Genomic DNA, 14,860 nt, shown 5'->3' with positions numbered 1-14,860 from the left:
GATGGTTTTTATACAAAAAAAGAAATTATTAATTGTTGATGACTCTGCTTTTATGCGTAAGCTGATAGGTGATTTTTTCAACGAAAGCAATGTGATTGAAGTTGTTGGGATTGCACGCAACGGGAAAGATGCCATCCAAAAAATAAAAGCATTAAAGCCCGATGTTGTAACGATGGATGTTGAAATGCCTGAGATGAATGGATTAGATGCGTTAAAACAGATAATGTCGGAAACGCCTACAGCAGTCGTTATGCTTTCGAGTACGACACAAAAAGGTACAGAAATAACGATGCAAGCGATGGAATATGGTGCAGTAGACTTCGTGGCAAAACCGAGTGGGACAATCTCATTAGATTTACATAAAATTAAAGACGAACTTGTAACAAAAGTAGAAAATGCCGCGAGCGTGACCATTAGCAAACTGAGTAAAAGTAACACAACAGCTCCTTTAGCAACGACTTCCCATCAATACGAAAAAAAAGTTCTAGAAGTACAAACACCTACTTCTAAGCGAGTGCAAAATTGGAGTAAAACTAATAGGAAAATGGTTTTAATTGGTACATCTACTGGTGGTCCGAGGGCATTGCAAGAAGTAATCACGAAACTACCAAAAGATATGAAAGCCCCTGTGTTGATTGTTCAACATATGCCAGCTGGGTTTACCAAATCGCTAGCCGAAAGACTTAACCAATTAGCAGAAATCGTTGTGAAAGAAGCGGAAAATGGAGACATTCTTCGGGACGGACATGCTTATATCGCTCCTGGTGGCTTTCATATGAAGATTCATAAAATAGGAAGTACATATTCAATCGTTTTAGATAACGAAGAAGCCCCTAGGGCAGGACATAGACCTGCAGTAGATGTCCTGTTTGAAGATAACAGCCGCTATAATGATTTTGATAAAATTGCTGTTATTATGACCGGAATGGGATCAGACGGTTCCAAAGGTCTTCAGCAACTTAAGAAAAACGGCAATGTAGTAGCTATTGCTGAGTCTTCAAAAACTTGTATAGTTTACGGAATGCCTAAAGCTGCAGTTGAAACAAATTTAGTAAACGAAGTAGTTGAACTAGATAATATAGCAAAAGCAATTATACAATATTTACCTTAAAGGGGTGTTAATGAATGGATACAAATCAATATTTAGAAATGTTTATCGAAGAAAGTAAAGAACATTTACAGGCTTGTAATGAACACCTATTAGCATTAGAAAAAGACCCTGAAGACATTGCTATTGTTAATGAAGTCTTTCGCTCAGCCCATACATTAAAAGGTATGTCTGCAACGATGGGCTACGAAGATATTGCAAATTTAACGCATAAAATGGAAAACGTATTAGACGAGATAAGAAATAATCGTCTGCATGTTACTCCTGACTTATTGGATGTTGTTTTTATTGCGGTAGATCAGTTAGAAGAAATGGTGGTAGATATTGCGGAAGGTGGCGATGGAAAATTAGATGTAGCCGATACTGTTCAAAAGCTGCATTTAATCGAAACAGGAGAAACAGCACCTGTGGCTGCCACAACGGTAGATGAAAATGTTGCCACTGTAACTCAAGAAGAGAACTGGTTGACATATGACGACTATGAATTAACGGTTATCCAACAATCTTTTGAACAGGACTATCAGACATATGAGATTTCAGTAAAATTACGCGAAGATTGCCTTTTAAAAGCCGCTCGTGTATACATGGTTTTTGAACTATTAGAAAAAATGGGTGATGTCATTAAGTCTTCTCCGTCGGTGGAGAAGCTGGAAGAGGAAGACTTTGATGAAGTTTTCTATATTGCTTTAGTAACCTCTGAGCCAAAAGATGATGTACAAAAGAAATTAATGAAAGTTTCGGAAGTAACAGAAGTTTTTGTGCACCCAGTAACTTTAGAGCAATTAAAAAATCGTCAAAATGATGCGTTAAATAAAGTAGAAGAAACAAAGCAATTAGTTGAAACACAAGAAATAGTGGACGTTAAAAAAGAAACAAAACAAGAGAAAAAAGAAAAGTCAACAGCTACTAAAAATTCTGCAACAGCAGGAAATAAAACAATTCGTGTCAATATTGAGCGTCTGGATATTCTATTAAACTTATTCGAAGAGCTAGTTATTGATCGTGGACGACTTCAATCTATTTCCGAAGATATTCATAACAGTGAGTTAGATGAAACGGTTGAACGCATGTCACGAATTACAGGGGACCTACAAAATATTATTTTGAATATGCGCATGGTGCCTGTAGAAACAGTATTTAATCGTTTCCCTAAAATGGTAAGACAGTTAGCAAGAGATTTAAATAAAAAAGTCAATTTGGAAGTTATCGGTGCAGAAACTGAATTAGATCGTACTGTTATTGATGAGATTGGAGACCCGTTAGTCCATCTTATTCGTAATTCACTTGATCATGGAATCGAAAGTCCGGAAATCCGGAAAGCAAATGGTAAACCTGAGGAAGGTACTGTTGTACTTCGTGCGTATCATAGTGGGAACCATGTCTTTATTGAAATTGAAGATGATGGAGCAGGGATTAACCGTGAAAAAGTACTGAAAAAAGCAATCTCTAAAGGAATTGTAACTGAGGAACTTGCTTCCACGTTAAGTGATAAACAAGTTGCAGAACTTATTTTATCTTCCGGTTTTTCAACAGCAGATGTAATTTCTGATGTTTCGGGAAGAGGAGTAGGTTTAGACGTTGTGAAAACGACGATTGAATCATTAGGTGGAAAAATTGATATTACTTCAACAGAAGGAAAAGGGTCATTATTCTCTATTCAATTACCTTTAACATTATCTATTATTTCTGTCATGTTAGTAGAACTGGGGGAAGAAATTTACGCGATTCCGCTTTCTTCTATTATTGAAACAGCAATTATTCGTTCGTCTGACATCTTAAATGCACACAATCAAAAAGTGATTGATTTCCGTGGAAAAGTAGTTCCTCTAGTATTTTTAGAAAATGTTTTTGAAGTTCCACGAGAAAGTACGGACGATGAATTCCATTCCGTTGTACTTGTACGAAAAGGGGACAAACTAGCTGGACTCGTAGTGGATTCATTTATTGGTCAGCAAGAAGTCGTATTAAAATCTCTAGGGACATACTTAACAAGTGTATTTGCAATTTCAGGAGCAACAATATTAGGAAATGGTAAAGTAGCGTTAATCGTTGATTGTAATGCATTGATAATATAAGAGATGATCTCTTGGGAAGGGAGCGAGACTAAATGACAGAGACTGTAGAAGTTCAAAATTTAAAAGTAGTAGTTTTTCAACTAGCAGATAAAGAATATGTTATTCCTGTTACTCATGTACAAGGAATTGAAAAGTTCTCACATATTACTAGAGTTCCTAAAACACCTTCTTATGTGAAAGGGGTTATTAACTTAAGAGGAGTGGTCACTCCGATAATTGACTTGAAAGATCGTTTGGGACTTGGTCAAAGTGATTTGAATGAGTCTTCACGTATTATCATTATTACTTTAGAGGATATGGACGTAGGGGTAATTGTAGATTCCGCTAACGACGTCTTGGATATACCTTCTGATTCGATAGAGCCCCAACCTGAAGTCGTAGGTGGATTGGAACAGGATTATATAGCGGGTGTTGCAAAACTTGATCGTCGATTGTTAATACTGTTACATCTGAATTTAGTATTAGATCCAATAAAGTCAGGTGTTTAATGTATGTATGAAAAAAAAATAACATCCATTCATTTAGATGTTTTAAAAGAAATCGGTAATATTGGTGCAGCTCATGCTGCTACCGCATTATCTACACTGCTTAATAAAAAAATAGATATGAAAGTTCCAAAAGTAGAAATGGTTTCTTTCGATGATATGATGGATTTAGCAGGTGGACCAGATAGTGTCGTTGCTGGTATTTATCTTAGAATAGAGGGAGATGTGACAGGCAGTATGTTTTTTGTATTGCCTGTAGAACAAGCGAATCGATTCATCCAACGCTTAGTCCAAGATACAAGTTTGGACTTTCAAACAGGAGAAGTTTCCGAAATAGGTGCATCCGCAATGCAGGAGCTTGGGAATATACTTTCTGGATCTTATTTGTCTGCGCTTTCTGATTTTACAAGTCTTAGAATTTATCCAACGGTACCAGCGTTAAGTATAGATATGGTCGGTGCTATTATTAGTTTCGGGTTAGTAGAGGTTTCTCACGTAAGCGATTATGTCATCGTTATTGATACTGCGATTAATGAAGAAGATGCTCCTGACGGCGAAAGTGTAAGAGGCCATTTCTTCTTATTACCTGATCCCGACTCTTTTGAAGCTATTTTTAGTGCGTTGGGAGTCCACTAATATGGTTGTATTAGGTCAGGTAGTTAAAGTTGGGATTGCGGATATGAAGATAGCAAAAGCTCCAAATACAATACGTACTTCTGGGCTTGGCTCATGTGTCGGAGTTGTATTGTACGATGAGAAGTCTCAAGTTGCTGGATTAATCCATGTAATGTTACCAGATTCTAGTTTAGGAAGAACAGAAACAGTTAATATTGCTAAGTTTGCAGATACAGGGATTCCAGCTATGATTGAACAACTCAAATTAGAAGGAGTACAACCTTTTAGATTGCGTGCAAAGATTGCGGGCGGTGCGCAAATGTTTCAATTTACTTCAAGTAAAGATACTATGCGAATAGGACCTCGAAATGTTGAAGCAGTAAAAACTTACTTGAAAAAGTATTCCATACCGATTATTTCTGAAGATACAGGCGGAAATAGCGGAAGAACTATTGAATTTGATCCACTTACTAAATTACTAAACATTAGAACGGTAAACCAAGGAGTGAGAGATATTTAATGGTTGGATCAATTCTTTCAAATTTTTGGGTATCTCTTATTGTTTTTAGTACTTATTTTTTTTCTTCCTATCCTTTTATAAATGGGAAAAGCATTTTGATAAATGCAAGTATGCTGGCTATCCTTTTTTTTCTACTAACGTTTCTCGCTAGAGCCCTTATCGCATTTATCATTGAAAACCCAGTGGTTAACGAGGAAGAAATTATCATTGGTACGAAGGAAGATATAAATCAATCGGAAGCTTCCTCAGAAGAACTTGCGAAAATTGTCAAATCTATGTTAAAAGAAGAATGAAAGTTGGGGGAGTCGATATATTCGACTCCCCCTTTTATGAGGAAATTTGTTATAATATACGTATTCATAAGATATATTGGAGAGGGGGATAATTGTGGCAAAACAAAATTCGACAGAGGAGCAACTACTTTGGAAAAAATGGCTAGATTCCAAAGATCCAGATGCCGGAGATTTACTCATACGTAAGTATACGCCCCTAGTTACCTATCATGTTCAACGCATTGGCGCAAGCATCCCTAAAAATATATCAAGAGATGAGCTGAAAAGCCTCGGAATGATGGGCTTATTTGATGCGCTCAATAAATTTGATTATTCCAGAGAGCTAAAATTTGATACGTATGCTTCTTTTCGAGTTCGTGGGGCAATCATCGATGGTTTAAGAAAAGAAGACTGGCTGCCAAGATCTTCTAGAGAAAAGGCAAAAAAGCTAGAAAGTAAAATTGAAGAACTCGAACAACGATTAATGCGTCATGCATCGGCAGAAGAAATAGCAGATTATGTTGAAATGCCGGTAGAAGACGTATACCAAACGGTTCAAGAACATTTTTTTTCTAATGTTTTATCAATTGATGAACAGCTGCAAGATAACGAAGAAGCAGAGGCTAAGTCATTTGTTATTAGAGACGATGTGCAAAAAACACCAGAGCAGCAAATGGTTAAACAAGAATTACTTCATGACCTTGCTGGACAAATTCAACAGTTAAACGAAAACGAGCAGTTAGTTTTAAGCCTTTTTTATACGGAGGAGCTAACATTAACCGTCATTGGCGAAATGCTAGGACTATCAACGTCTAGAATCTCACAAATACATTCAAAGGCCCTTTTCAAGTTGCGCAAGCTATTATCGAATGAAATGATGAACGCGTAAGAAAAAAACAGGCAGGATGATATCTAAGTTAAGGACGTTAAAAAATTCTCGTCACAAGTGTTAATTATCTATCTTATTCGATTTAGTAAAAAAGGACCTACTATTTGATAATTCGATCCGTTTATTAGGAATAGTGTGTCATAAACAGTTACCACTTGGATTTCCTCTGCAGGGTGGACGCTTTCTGGGTGAGCGATAAGCCGTCACCCGTCAGTTTGCGAGTCGATGAGAAGGCTCATTTGGCTCAACTAATCCCGTGTGAACTTCATTCAATAGAGTTTACTTCCTTAATTAGTGATTGTTTAGTTAAATCATTATAGTTGCTAAATTTTATTTTGGTAAGGGGACAATTTCATGAGTTTAAAAGGTGTAGAGCTCCAAATTGCTATTCCTAAAACATTCGATGCTGGAAAAGTTGCTGATCAGTTACAACAGCAAAGCTCTGTCAACCAAGCAAATGCACAAGCTGCATCTGAAAGACAATTAGAAAAAAATAGAGAAACGGTTACTGAAGCAAAAAATACAGCCGAAGCTAGCCTGACAGATAGTCAAAAACAACAAGAAGAACAAGAAAGAAAAAAACGTGAAAAAAAAGAACAAGAAATGAAAGAGATAAAGCATCCTTTTAAAGGAAACTTTGTGGATTTTAGTGGATAGGAGAATTTATGACATCTATCATATTAGTCATATTATTTTTACATCAGTTAATAAGTTTTTATTTCATTGCCTTATTAAATGCCAAACTGACCAAATTTAAGGATACAGAGTCCAAACAAGAACAACTATTGGCTGAAATTGAAGACTCTTTCAGTGCCTATATAGCAGAAATTAAAGACGAAAACAATCGCCTTCTTGAGGAATTGAATAATACCGAAAAGTCTGTCTCTGCAACGACTACAAATATAGTAAAGAAGGAAAGTTTAATAGAAGAATCACCGCCTTTTGAACTTCCAAAAGCATTTGTTTCTAAAAAACATGTAGCAAGAAGTTATATAAAAACTGCTGCTTCCACAGAAAAAAAAGCCCCTGTTACGATAAAAGAAAAAGTTTTTTATTATCACGATGAAGGAAAAAGTATTGATGAAATAGCAAAAATGTTGCAAATAGGGAAAACAGAAGTAGAGCTTTTCTTAAAATTTAAGAATTAAATAGTTGAAAGTATAAAATATGTATGGTATATTACAAGACGGTATGAATATACACGCAGTTCGGATGAATTTAGCAGGTGCTCTTATGAAAGAGTAGCTAATGAAAAATGATGAATGCGGAAGAATAAACCAAACCAGGAGGAATTATCATGTCAGTAATCTCAATGAAACAATTACTTGAGGCTGGTGTACATTTCGGACACCAAACTCGCCGTTGGAACCCAAAAATGAAAAAATACATTTTTGTTGAACGTAACGGTATCTACATCATCGATCTTCAAAAAACGGTGAAAAAATTAGAAGAAGCTTATGATTTCATGCGTCAAGTTGGTCAAGACGGTGGTAAAGTTCTATTTGTTGGAACTAAAAAACAAGCGCAAGAAGCTATCAAAGAAGAAGCTGAACGTTCAGGTAACTACTATATCAACCAACGTTGGTTAGGTGGTACTTTAACAAACTTCGGTACTATTCAAAAACGTGTAGCTCGTCTAAAAGCAATCGAAAAAATGGAAGAAGACGGTACATTCGACGTACTTCCTAAAAAAGAAGTTGTTCAACTTAAAAAAGAACACGAACGTCTAGTTAAATTCTTAGGCGGTATCCGTGATATGAAAGCTATTCCAGATGTAATGTTCGTTGTTGACCCACGTAAAGAGCGTATCGCTGTTGCGGAAGCACGCAAATTGAACATTCCATTAGTAGGTATTGTTGATACAAACTGTGATCCAGATGAAATCGACTATGTTATCCCTGCAAATGATGACGCAATTCGCGCGGTAAAATTATTAACTGCTAAAATGGCAGATGCATTACTTGAAGCAAGACAAGGTGAAGACGAAGAAGTAACTCCAGCTGAAGTTGCTGCTGAGTAAGACACATGTAATTAACAGGTGATAAGCGGCCAAACCACTTATCACCTTTTTTTGAGAAAATCACTTTATTTGTACTAGGAGGAATATAAAATGGCAGTTACAGCACAAATGGTAAAAGAATTGCGTGAAAAAACTGGCGCAGGAATGATGGATTGTAAAAAAGCTTTAGTAGAAACAGACGGTAATTTAGAAGCAGCAATCGACTTTTTACGTGAAAAAGGTCTTTCTTCTGCAGCTAAAAAAGCAGATCGTATTGCTGCTGAAGGTACTACATTTATTCAAGTTGAAGGAAACAAAGCTGTATTACTAGAAATGAATGCAGAAACAGACTTCGTTGCTAAAAATGAAGCATTCCAACAATTAGTACAACAAGTAGCATCACACTTACTTGCAACTGAACCTGCTTCAGTAGAAGAAGCTTTAGCTTCTACAATGGAAGACGGAGTTACGGTTGAAAATGCAATTTCTAACGCAGTTGCAAAAATCGGAGAAAAAATTACACTTCGCCGTTTTGTAGTAGAAACAAAAACAGATGCAGATGCTTTTGGTCCATACCTACACATGGGTGGCCGTATTGGTGTTTTAACTGTAATTGAAGGTTCTACTGACGAGCAAGCAGCTAAAGATGTTGCAATGCATATTGCAGCTTTAAACCCAGCTTATATTTCTCGTGACGAAGTATCTGCTGATGAAGTAGAGCGCGAGCGTAAAATATTAACTGAACAAGCTTTAAACGAAGGCAAGCCTGAAAATATCGTTGCTAAAATGGTAGAAGGCCGTCTTGGTAAATATTTCGAAGACGTTTGTCTATTGGATCAATCTTTCGTTAAAAATCCAGACCAAAAAGTACGTGTATTCGTTGAATCAACTGGTGGTAAACTAGTTTCATTCACTCGCTATGCTGTTGGTGAAGGTATTGAAAAACGTGAAGATAACTTTGCAGAAGAAGTAATGAACCAAGTTAAAGGTAACTAATAAGAAAAGCGTAGGCGCCTATCACTGCCCGACAGGCAAATGTTCTTGCGCCAAAGAAGACGCTCTTTGTCTTCCTTGGTGCAAGGTTATTTGACCTCGAGGGGCAACGTTCTTCTGCGACGAGCTGTGCGCAGGAGTCTGGACATTAGAAAAGCGCAAGCACAAAATAATTAGAAACAACTAGGGAGCACGCAATTTGTGTTCCCTATTTTTCAACAAAAGAGATGGAGGATACCTATGAGCACACCACAATACAAAAGAATCGTTTTAAAACTGAGTGGCGAAGCGTTGGCTGGAGAACAAGGTTTTGGATTATCTCCCGAGATTATAAAATCTGTAGCTGAACAAGTGAAAGAAGTAGTGGAACTTGGAGTTGAAGTTGCAGTAGTTGTTGGTGGAGGAAATATTTGGCGTGGTAAAGTAGGAAGTGAAATGGGTATGGATCGTGCAACAGCAGATTATATGGGAATGCTTGCTACTGTTATGAATTCACTCGCTTTACAGGATTCACTTGAGAAATGCGGAATTGAAACCCGTGTTCAAACTTCCATTGAAATGCGCCAAGTCGCAGAGCCATACATACGTAGAAAAGCAATACGTCATTTAGAAAAAAAACGAGTAGTTATTTTTGCTGCTGGAACAGGGAATCCATACTTCTCAACAGATACTACCGCGGCACTTAGAGCCGCAGAAATTGAAGCGGATGTTATATTAATGGCTAAAAATAATGTAGATGGAGTCTATTCTGCAGATCCTTTGACGGATACAACAGCTGTAAAATATGATGAGCTATCCTTTATTGAAGTAATTCAACAAGGATTACAAGTGATGGATTCAACTGCTTCCACATTATGTATGGACAATGACATCGCTCTTGTTGTATTCTCAATAATGGAAAATGGAAATATTAAAAAGGCTGTGCTAGGTGAAACGATAGGTACAGTCGTTAGGAGGAATTCATAATGGCGAAACAAGTAATTGAGCAAACGAAAGATAAAATGGCAAAAACGATTCAAGTTTACAGTAGAGAACTTGCCTCTATTCGCGCTGGTCGTGCAAACGCATCTTTGCTTGACAAAATTTCTGTTGATTATTATGGTGCCCCAACACCGATCAATCAAATGGCAGGTATTTCAACTCCTGAGGCTAGATTGATCACAATTCAGCCCTATGATAAAACAATTTTAGGCGATATCGAAAAAGCAATTATGAAGTCGGATTTGGGCATCACTCCTACGAACGATGGTTCATTGATTCGTATTGCTATACCTGCTTTAACAGAAGAACGCCGTAAAGAATTAGTCAAGCAAGTAAAAAAAGAAGCAGAAGAAGCGAAAGTAAATATCCGTAATGTCCGTCGTGACGGTAACGATGACCTTAAAAAGTTAGAAAAAGCCGGTGAAATCACAGAGGATGAATTGAGAAGCTATACGGAGGAAATACAAAAGCTAACAGACTCAAATATTGATAAAATTGATGCAATTACGAAAGATAAAGAAAAAGAAATTTTGGAAGTTTAATCTTATCCAACTGAAATCTTTTACAGTAAGATGAATGTGATATTTTGAACTTTTTATTTGGAAAAGGCGTCCTTTTAGTGGGACGTCTTTTTATATTAGGATATATTTGATATGATAAGACATATAGGTTCCTAATTTGGCAAAGGGCTTTGCGTTAAAAGATACATGGGGCTTGATTGACGCTACAGGTCAGTAATACAAGGAGGCATTATACTTAAGCTATCTTGTTAACTGGTTCTGAAACGCAAATACGCCAATGCGAATTTGATTGTGGGGGTTTCAATATGTTAAGAAAGCTTATCCGTAAAAGTGAACGAACGATAAGTGTTCATTTAGATGAACGAAAAGAAAATGCCCAACAAGAACAATTACCGGGTCATATAGCGATTATTATGGACGGAAATGGCAGGTGGGCTAAAAAGAGAACCTTGCCCCGGATAGCTGGTCATCACGAAGGCATGAAGACTGTAAAGAAAATAACTAGATTTGCTAGTGATCTTGGCATAAAAGTATTAACTTTATACGCTTTTTCTACAGAGAACTGGAAAAGACCTAAAGTAGAAGTAGAATTTTTAATGCGTTTACCAGAAGAATTTTTAGATACGTATTTACCGGAGCTTATAGAGCAAAATGTACAAGTACAAATGATGGGAAATATAGAATTATTACCGGAGCATACTAAAATTGCGATAAAAAAAGCAATGGAGAAAACAGCAACGAATGACGGACTTATTTTAAACTTTGCATTGAATTATGGCAGTAGAGATGAAATTGTTCAAGCGGTACAACAGATTGTTCATGAAGTGCAAAATGGAAACGTTTCTACAGATGAAATCTCAGAAGAATTAATAACTAGTCACTTAATGACAAATAAGCTAAGTGATCCGGATTTACTTATTCGTACAAGTGGAGAAGTGCGTTTAAGTAATTTTATGCTTTGGCAACTAGCGTATACGGAATTTTGGTTTACGGACACATTATGGCCGGACTTCGATGAATTATGTTTGTTGGAAGCGATTGAAAATTATCAAAAAAGAAACAGAAGATACGGTGGTCTGAAGGAGGGGGAAGGGAATTGAAAGTACGTATAATTACAGCTGTCATTGCAGCAGCGCTTTTTCTTCCAATAGTTTTAAAAGGTGGCTCTATATTCACGGGGCTTGTATACATAATGGCTGCAGTAGGTTTATTTGAAATTTTGCGAATGAAAGGAATACGTTTATTTTCATTTGCTGGAATCATTTCTTTGCTCTTATTATTTATACTTTTACTACCATCATCTATTGCTAGCGATGTATTAGCAGTAACTGGTCATTCAAAACTCGAATGGATTTTTGTGGTGGTTTTTCTGTTGCTCATATATACGGTATTCGTGAAGAATCGTTTTACGTTTGATGATGCGGCATTTGTAATTTTAGGGACATTGTATGTGGGGATCGGTTTCTATTATTTTATCGAAACTAGAAACATTGGATTAGCATATGTGATATTTGCATTATTAGTTGTTTGGACAACGGACTCAGGAGCCTACTTCACAGGAAGAAAAATTGGAAAGCGTAAATTATGGCCAGAAATCTCCCCAAACAAAACAGTTGAAGGGTTTATTGGAGGAATTATATGGGCTGTAATCGCTGCATTTATCATTCAATGGATAAGTCCGTTGACGTCTTCTTACTTTGTATTAATAGCAATAACGATTGCTGCATCAATTTTTGGACAATTAGGAGACTTGGTAGAGTCCGCAATTAAAAGACATTATAATGTAAAAGATTCTGGGAGCCTATTACCTGGTCATGGTGGTATTTTAGATCGTTTTGATAGCCTTCTCTTTGTCTTACCGTTGCTACATTTTTTACATTTCATCTAAGGAGACGACATAATTTTATGAGAAAAAGAATAAGTTTATTAGGAGCCACTGGTTCTATTGGAATTCAAACGTTAGATATTATAAAAGAACATCCAGCGCAATTTCAATTAGTTGCATTTTCAGTAGGAAAAAACATGGAAGAGACGAAAAGAATCATCCATGCATTTCCCGATGTAAAATTAGTTTCTGTTTTGCAGGAAGAAGATGCACGGCAGCTACAAAAAGAGTTTTCTCACTTAGAAGTCGTGTACGGGGATTCAGGATTAGTTCAAGTTGCAGCGCAAACACATGCTGATGTTTTAGTGAATGCGGTACTTGGAAGCGTTGGGTTGAATCCAACACTTGAAGCCATTAAAAAAGGAATTACTATTGCCATTGCCAATAAAGAAACGCTTGTTACAGCAGGTCATTTGGTTATGCAAGCAGCACAAGAATATAATGTTCCTGTACTTCCTGTAGATAGTGAACATTCTGCTCTATTCCAGGCGATGAACGGAGAAAAAAAATCAGAAGTCTCCAAATTGATTATTACTGCTTCTGGTGGTAGTTTCCGAGATCGTACGAGAGAAGAACTAAAAAATGTTACAGTACAAGATGCATTAAATCATCCTAATTGGTCAATGGGATCTAAAATTACAATTGACTCAGCGACGATGATGAATAAAGGGTTAGAGGTCATTGAAGCGCGTATACTTTTTGATATTTCTTATGATGATATTGAAGTGTTGCTGCATAGGGAAAGCATTATTCACTCCATGGTCGAGTTCCAAGACACAAGTGTAATTGCTCAATTAGGTACGCCAGATATGCGAGTGCCGATTCAATATGCATTGTCTTTTCCAGAGAGACTTCCTCGTTCGAATGCCAAGAGATTAAACTTAGCGGAAATTGGTAGATTGCATTTTGAAGAAATGGATTATCAAAGATATCATGCATTGAAACTAGCAATTGATGCAGGACGAGCAGGTGGTTCGATGACGACGGTTCTAAATGCAGCTAATGAAGCGGCCGTGGCTTTGTTTTTACAAGAAAAGATTGGCTTTTTAACTATTGATGAACTGATTGAACGCGCAATGGATGAACATGTGAACATTTCAAGTCCAGATTTAGAAACAATATTACATGTAGACACTGAAACAAGAAAAACCGTACAAAACATGATAAAATAATGCAAGACAAGCTGGAACAGAATAAAGGTGGGGTAAAATGGAGACAGCCATTGCGTTTATAATAATTTTTGGAAGTATTGTCTTTTTTCATGAACTGGGACATTTTATTTTTGCAAAAAAAGCGGGGATAATGGTTAGAGAATTTGCGATTGGTATGGGACCTAAAATCTTTTCTATGACCAAAGGGGAAACCCTATATACAATTCGACTACTACCAATAGGTGGTTATGTTCGGATGGCAGGAGAAGACTTGGACTCAGTCGAGCTACAACCGGGCTATCGTTTAGGTATTAGAGTAAACGATGACAATGAAATCGATCAAATTGTACTCAATCAAAACAAACAGTTTCCTGATATGCTCTTTTTAGAAGTAGAAAAATCCGATTTGATGAAAGACTTATTCATCGAAGGCTATGACGAAGAAGAACGATTAGTTCGTTACAAAGTGGCAAGAAATGCAATTATCAATGAAAATGGAAATGAAACGTTCATTGCTCCTTTTGACCGTCAATTCGGATCGAAAACAGTTGGACAAAGATCGATGGCTATCTTTGCGGGTCCACTTTTTAACTTCATTTTATCTTTTTTCATTTTTTTAATGCTAGGTTTATTGCAAGGTATTCCTACGTATGAACCTGTTATCACAACGGTAGTTGGAAATAGTCCCGCAGCCCAAGCAGGGATGAAAGATGGAGATTTGATAACGGCAATCAATGGGAGTCCAATTTCAACATGGGATGAGTTTTCAGAAGAAGTAAAAGTAAGTCCAAATGAAAAAATGGATTTCCTAATTGATCGAAATGGTGAAAAGATAGAACTGTCTGTAACACCAAATGAGGTAGTAGCAGGTAATGAAAAAGTAGGACAAATTGGTGTGCAATATGTAAGCCCATTGGAAAAAAATCCATTGAAAGCTATACCTTATGGTGCAGAGCAGACATATGAAACGACCAAAAGAATATTTACTCTACTAGGTTCATTAATTGCAGGCAATTTTTCCATTGATGATTTATCAGGCCCTGTTGGCATATATAAAGCAACAGAAGAGGTCGCTCAATATGGAGTGTTTAATTTAATGTATTGGGCAGCACTACTTAGCATTAACTTAGGAATCATGAACTTATTACCACTTCCTGCATTAGATGGTGGTCGATTATTATTTTTCCTATTTGAAGCAATTCGCGGAAAACCAGTAGACAAGCAAAAAGAAGGAATGGTCCACTTTGTTGGCATCATGCTTCTAATGGTTCTGATGGTTGTAGTGACTTGGAATGATATACAACGGTTTTTCTTCTAGAGAAGAACTATTAAGAAGGGAAAGTTCGTTTCTATGAACTTTCCTTTC

Annotated in this window: 17 protein-coding genes; all 17 read left to right on the top strand. The window is 36.8% G+C overall.

The features are described 5' to 3' along the window. The first annotated feature begins 1 nt into the window (after position 1). Complete coding sequence (locus tag FS486_RS00185; RefSeq protein ID WP_144509238.1) at positions 2-1,111, top strand: protein-glutamate methylesterase/protein-glutamine glutaminase; 1,110 nt, start codon at positions 2-4, stop codon at positions 1,109-1,111. A 14-nt stretch (positions 1,112-1,125) separates the two neighbouring features. Further along, positions 1,126-3,183: a chemotaxis protein CheA gene (locus FS486_RS00180; RefSeq protein ID WP_144509237.1), complete on the top strand. Its 2,058-nt coding sequence runs from the start codon at positions 1,126-1,128 to the stop codon at positions 3,181-3,183. A 32-nt stretch (positions 3,184-3,215) separates the two neighbouring features. Then, on the top strand, positions 3,216-3,671 hold the full coding sequence (locus tag FS486_RS00175) for a chemotaxis protein CheW (RefSeq protein ID WP_144509236.1): 456 nt from the start codon (positions 3,216-3,218) through the stop codon (positions 3,669-3,671). A gap of 3 nt (positions 3,672-3,674) precedes the next feature. Then, positions 3,675-4,304, top strand: coding sequence for a chemotaxis protein CheC (locus FS486_RS00170; RefSeq protein WP_144509235.1), 630 nt, complete (start codon positions 3,675-3,677; stop codon positions 4,302-4,304). A 1-nt stretch (position 4,305) separates the two neighbouring features. Continuing rightward, positions 4,306-4,803, top strand: a complete 498-nt coding sequence (locus tag FS486_RS00165) for a chemotaxis protein CheD (RefSeq protein WP_144509234.1) — start codon at positions 4,306-4,308, stop codon at positions 4,801-4,803. Continuing rightward, positions 4,803-5,096: a hypothetical protein gene (locus FS486_RS00160; RefSeq protein WP_144509233.1), complete on the top strand. Its 294-nt coding sequence runs from the start codon at positions 4,803-4,805 to the stop codon at positions 5,094-5,096. The genes FS486_RS00165 and FS486_RS00160 overlap by 1 nt, the downstream gene beginning before the upstream one ends. 94 nt (positions 5,097-5,190) lie before the next feature. Further along, entirely contained in the window at positions 5,191-5,964 is a 774-nt protein-coding gene (locus FS486_RS00155; protein ID WP_144509232.1) for a FliA/WhiG family RNA polymerase sigma factor, read from the top strand. Between the two features lie 354 nt (positions 5,965-6,318). Next, entirely contained in the window at positions 6,319-6,621 is a 303-nt protein-coding gene (locus FS486_RS00150) for an RNA polymerase subunit sigma (protein WP_144509231.1), read from the top strand. An 8-nt stretch (positions 6,622-6,629) separates the two neighbouring features. Continuing rightward, a complete protein-coding gene (locus FS486_RS00145) occupies positions 6,630-7,112 on the top strand; it encodes a DUF6115 domain-containing protein (RefSeq protein ID WP_144509230.1) in 483 nt (160 codons plus the stop codon). 149 nt (positions 7,113-7,261) lie between these two features. Further along, complete coding sequence (gene rpsB / locus FS486_RS00140; RefSeq protein ID WP_093263113.1) at positions 7,262-7,984, top strand: 30S ribosomal protein S2; 723 nt, start codon at positions 7,262-7,264, stop codon at positions 7,982-7,984. A 90-nt stretch (positions 7,985-8,074) separates the two neighbouring features. Continuing rightward, complete coding sequence (gene tsf / locus FS486_RS00135) at positions 8,075-8,959, top strand: translation elongation factor Ts (RefSeq protein WP_144509229.1); 885 nt, start codon at positions 8,075-8,077, stop codon at positions 8,957-8,959. Positions 8,960-9,196: 237 nt separating this feature from the next. Continuing rightward, entirely contained in the window at positions 9,197-9,922 is a 726-nt protein-coding gene (gene pyrH, locus FS486_RS00130) for a UMP kinase (RefSeq protein WP_144509228.1), read from the top strand. Next, on the top strand, positions 9,922-10,479 hold the full coding sequence (gene frr, locus FS486_RS00125) for a ribosome recycling factor (RefSeq protein WP_144509227.1): 558 nt from the start codon (positions 9,922-9,924) through the stop codon (positions 10,477-10,479). Before pyrH ends, frr begins: the two co-directional genes overlap by 1 nt. A 284-nt stretch (positions 10,480-10,763) precedes the next feature. After that, positions 10,764-11,558, top strand: coding sequence for an undecaprenyl pyrophosphate synthase (locus tag FS486_RS00120; protein ID WP_144509226.1), 795 nt, complete (start codon positions 10,764-10,766; stop codon positions 11,556-11,558). Then, a complete protein-coding gene (locus FS486_RS00115) occupies positions 11,555-12,346 on the top strand; it encodes a phosphatidate cytidylyltransferase (protein ID WP_144509225.1) in 792 nt (263 codons plus the stop codon). Before FS486_RS00120 ends, FS486_RS00115 begins: the two co-directional genes overlap by 4 nt. Before the next feature lie 17 nt (positions 12,347-12,363). Further along, entirely contained in the window at positions 12,364-13,515 is a 1,152-nt protein-coding gene (gene dxr / locus FS486_RS00110) for a 1-deoxy-D-xylulose-5-phosphate reductoisomerase (RefSeq protein ID WP_144509224.1), read from the top strand. A gap of 37 nt (positions 13,516-13,552) precedes the next feature. After that, the gene (gene rseP / locus FS486_RS00105; protein WP_144509223.1) at positions 13,553-14,812 is read left to right on the top strand and encodes an RIP metalloprotease RseP; all 1,260 of its coding nucleotides are present in this window, start codon (positions 13,553-13,555) and stop codon (positions 14,810-14,812) included. The last annotated feature ends 48 nt before the right edge of the window (positions 14,813-14,860 follow it).

This window comes from Bacillus sp. FJAT-22090 (assembly GCF_007676755.1).
Taxonomy (GTDB): domain Bacteria; phylum Bacillota; class Bacilli; order Bacillales_A; family Planococcaceae; genus Psychrobacillus.
Note: the sequence above shows the minus strand (reverse complement) of the source record. Positions and strands in the feature narration are given on the sequence as shown.

What these genes read in the sequence shown, in the direction of transcription:
- FS486_RS00120 (WP_144509226.1), top strand. Translation starts at nt 10,764, where the DNA reads ATGTTAAGAAAGCTTATCCGTAAAAGTGAACGAACGATAAGTGTTCAT.
- FS486_RS00150 (WP_144509231.1), top strand. Translation starts at nt 6,319, where the DNA reads ATGAGTTTAAAAGGTGTAGAGCTCCAAATTGCTATTCCTAAAACATTC.
- FS486_RS00170 (WP_144509235.1), top strand. Translation starts at nt 3,675, where the DNA reads ATGTATGAAAAAAAAATAACATCCATTCATTTAGATGTTTTAAAAGAA.
- FS486_RS00160 (WP_144509233.1), top strand. Translation starts at nt 4,803, where the DNA reads ATGGTTGGATCAATTCTTTCAAATTTTTGGGTATCTCTTATTGTTTTT.
- FS486_RS00185 (WP_144509238.1), top strand. Translation starts at nt 2, where the DNA reads ATGGTTTTTATACAAAAAAAGAAATTATTAATTGTTGATGACTCTGCT.
- FS486_RS00145 (WP_144509230.1), top strand. Translation starts at nt 6,630, where the DNA reads ATGACATCTATCATATTAGTCATATTATTTTTACATCAGTTAATAAGT.
- pyrH (WP_144509228.1), top strand. Translation starts at nt 9,197, where the DNA reads ATGAGCACACCACAATACAAAAGAATCGTTTTAAAACTGAGTGGCGAA.
- tsf (WP_144509229.1), top strand. Translation starts at nt 8,075, where the DNA reads ATGGCAGTTACAGCACAAATGGTAAAAGAATTGCGTGAAAAAACTGGC.
- FS486_RS00175 (WP_144509236.1), top strand. Translation starts at nt 3,216, where the DNA reads ATGACAGAGACTGTAGAAGTTCAAAATTTAAAAGTAGTAGTTTTTCAA.
- rseP (WP_144509223.1), top strand. Translation starts at nt 13,553, where the DNA reads ATGGAGACAGCCATTGCGTTTATAATAATTTTTGGAAGTATTGTCTTT.
- dxr (WP_144509224.1), top strand. Translation starts at nt 12,364, where the DNA reads ATGAGAAAAAGAATAAGTTTATTAGGAGCCACTGGTTCTATTGGAATT.
- frr (WP_144509227.1), top strand. Translation starts at nt 9,922, where the DNA reads ATGGCGAAACAAGTAATTGAGCAAACGAAAGATAAAATGGCAAAAACG.
- rpsB (WP_093263113.1), top strand. Translation starts at nt 7,262, where the DNA reads ATGTCAGTAATCTCAATGAAACAATTACTTGAGGCTGGTGTACATTTC.
- FS486_RS00180 (WP_144509237.1), top strand. Translation starts at nt 1,126, where the DNA reads ATGGATACAAATCAATATTTAGAAATGTTTATCGAAGAAAGTAAAGAA.
- FS486_RS00165 (WP_144509234.1), top strand. Translation starts at nt 4,306, where the DNA reads ATGGTTGTATTAGGTCAGGTAGTTAAAGTTGGGATTGCGGATATGAAG.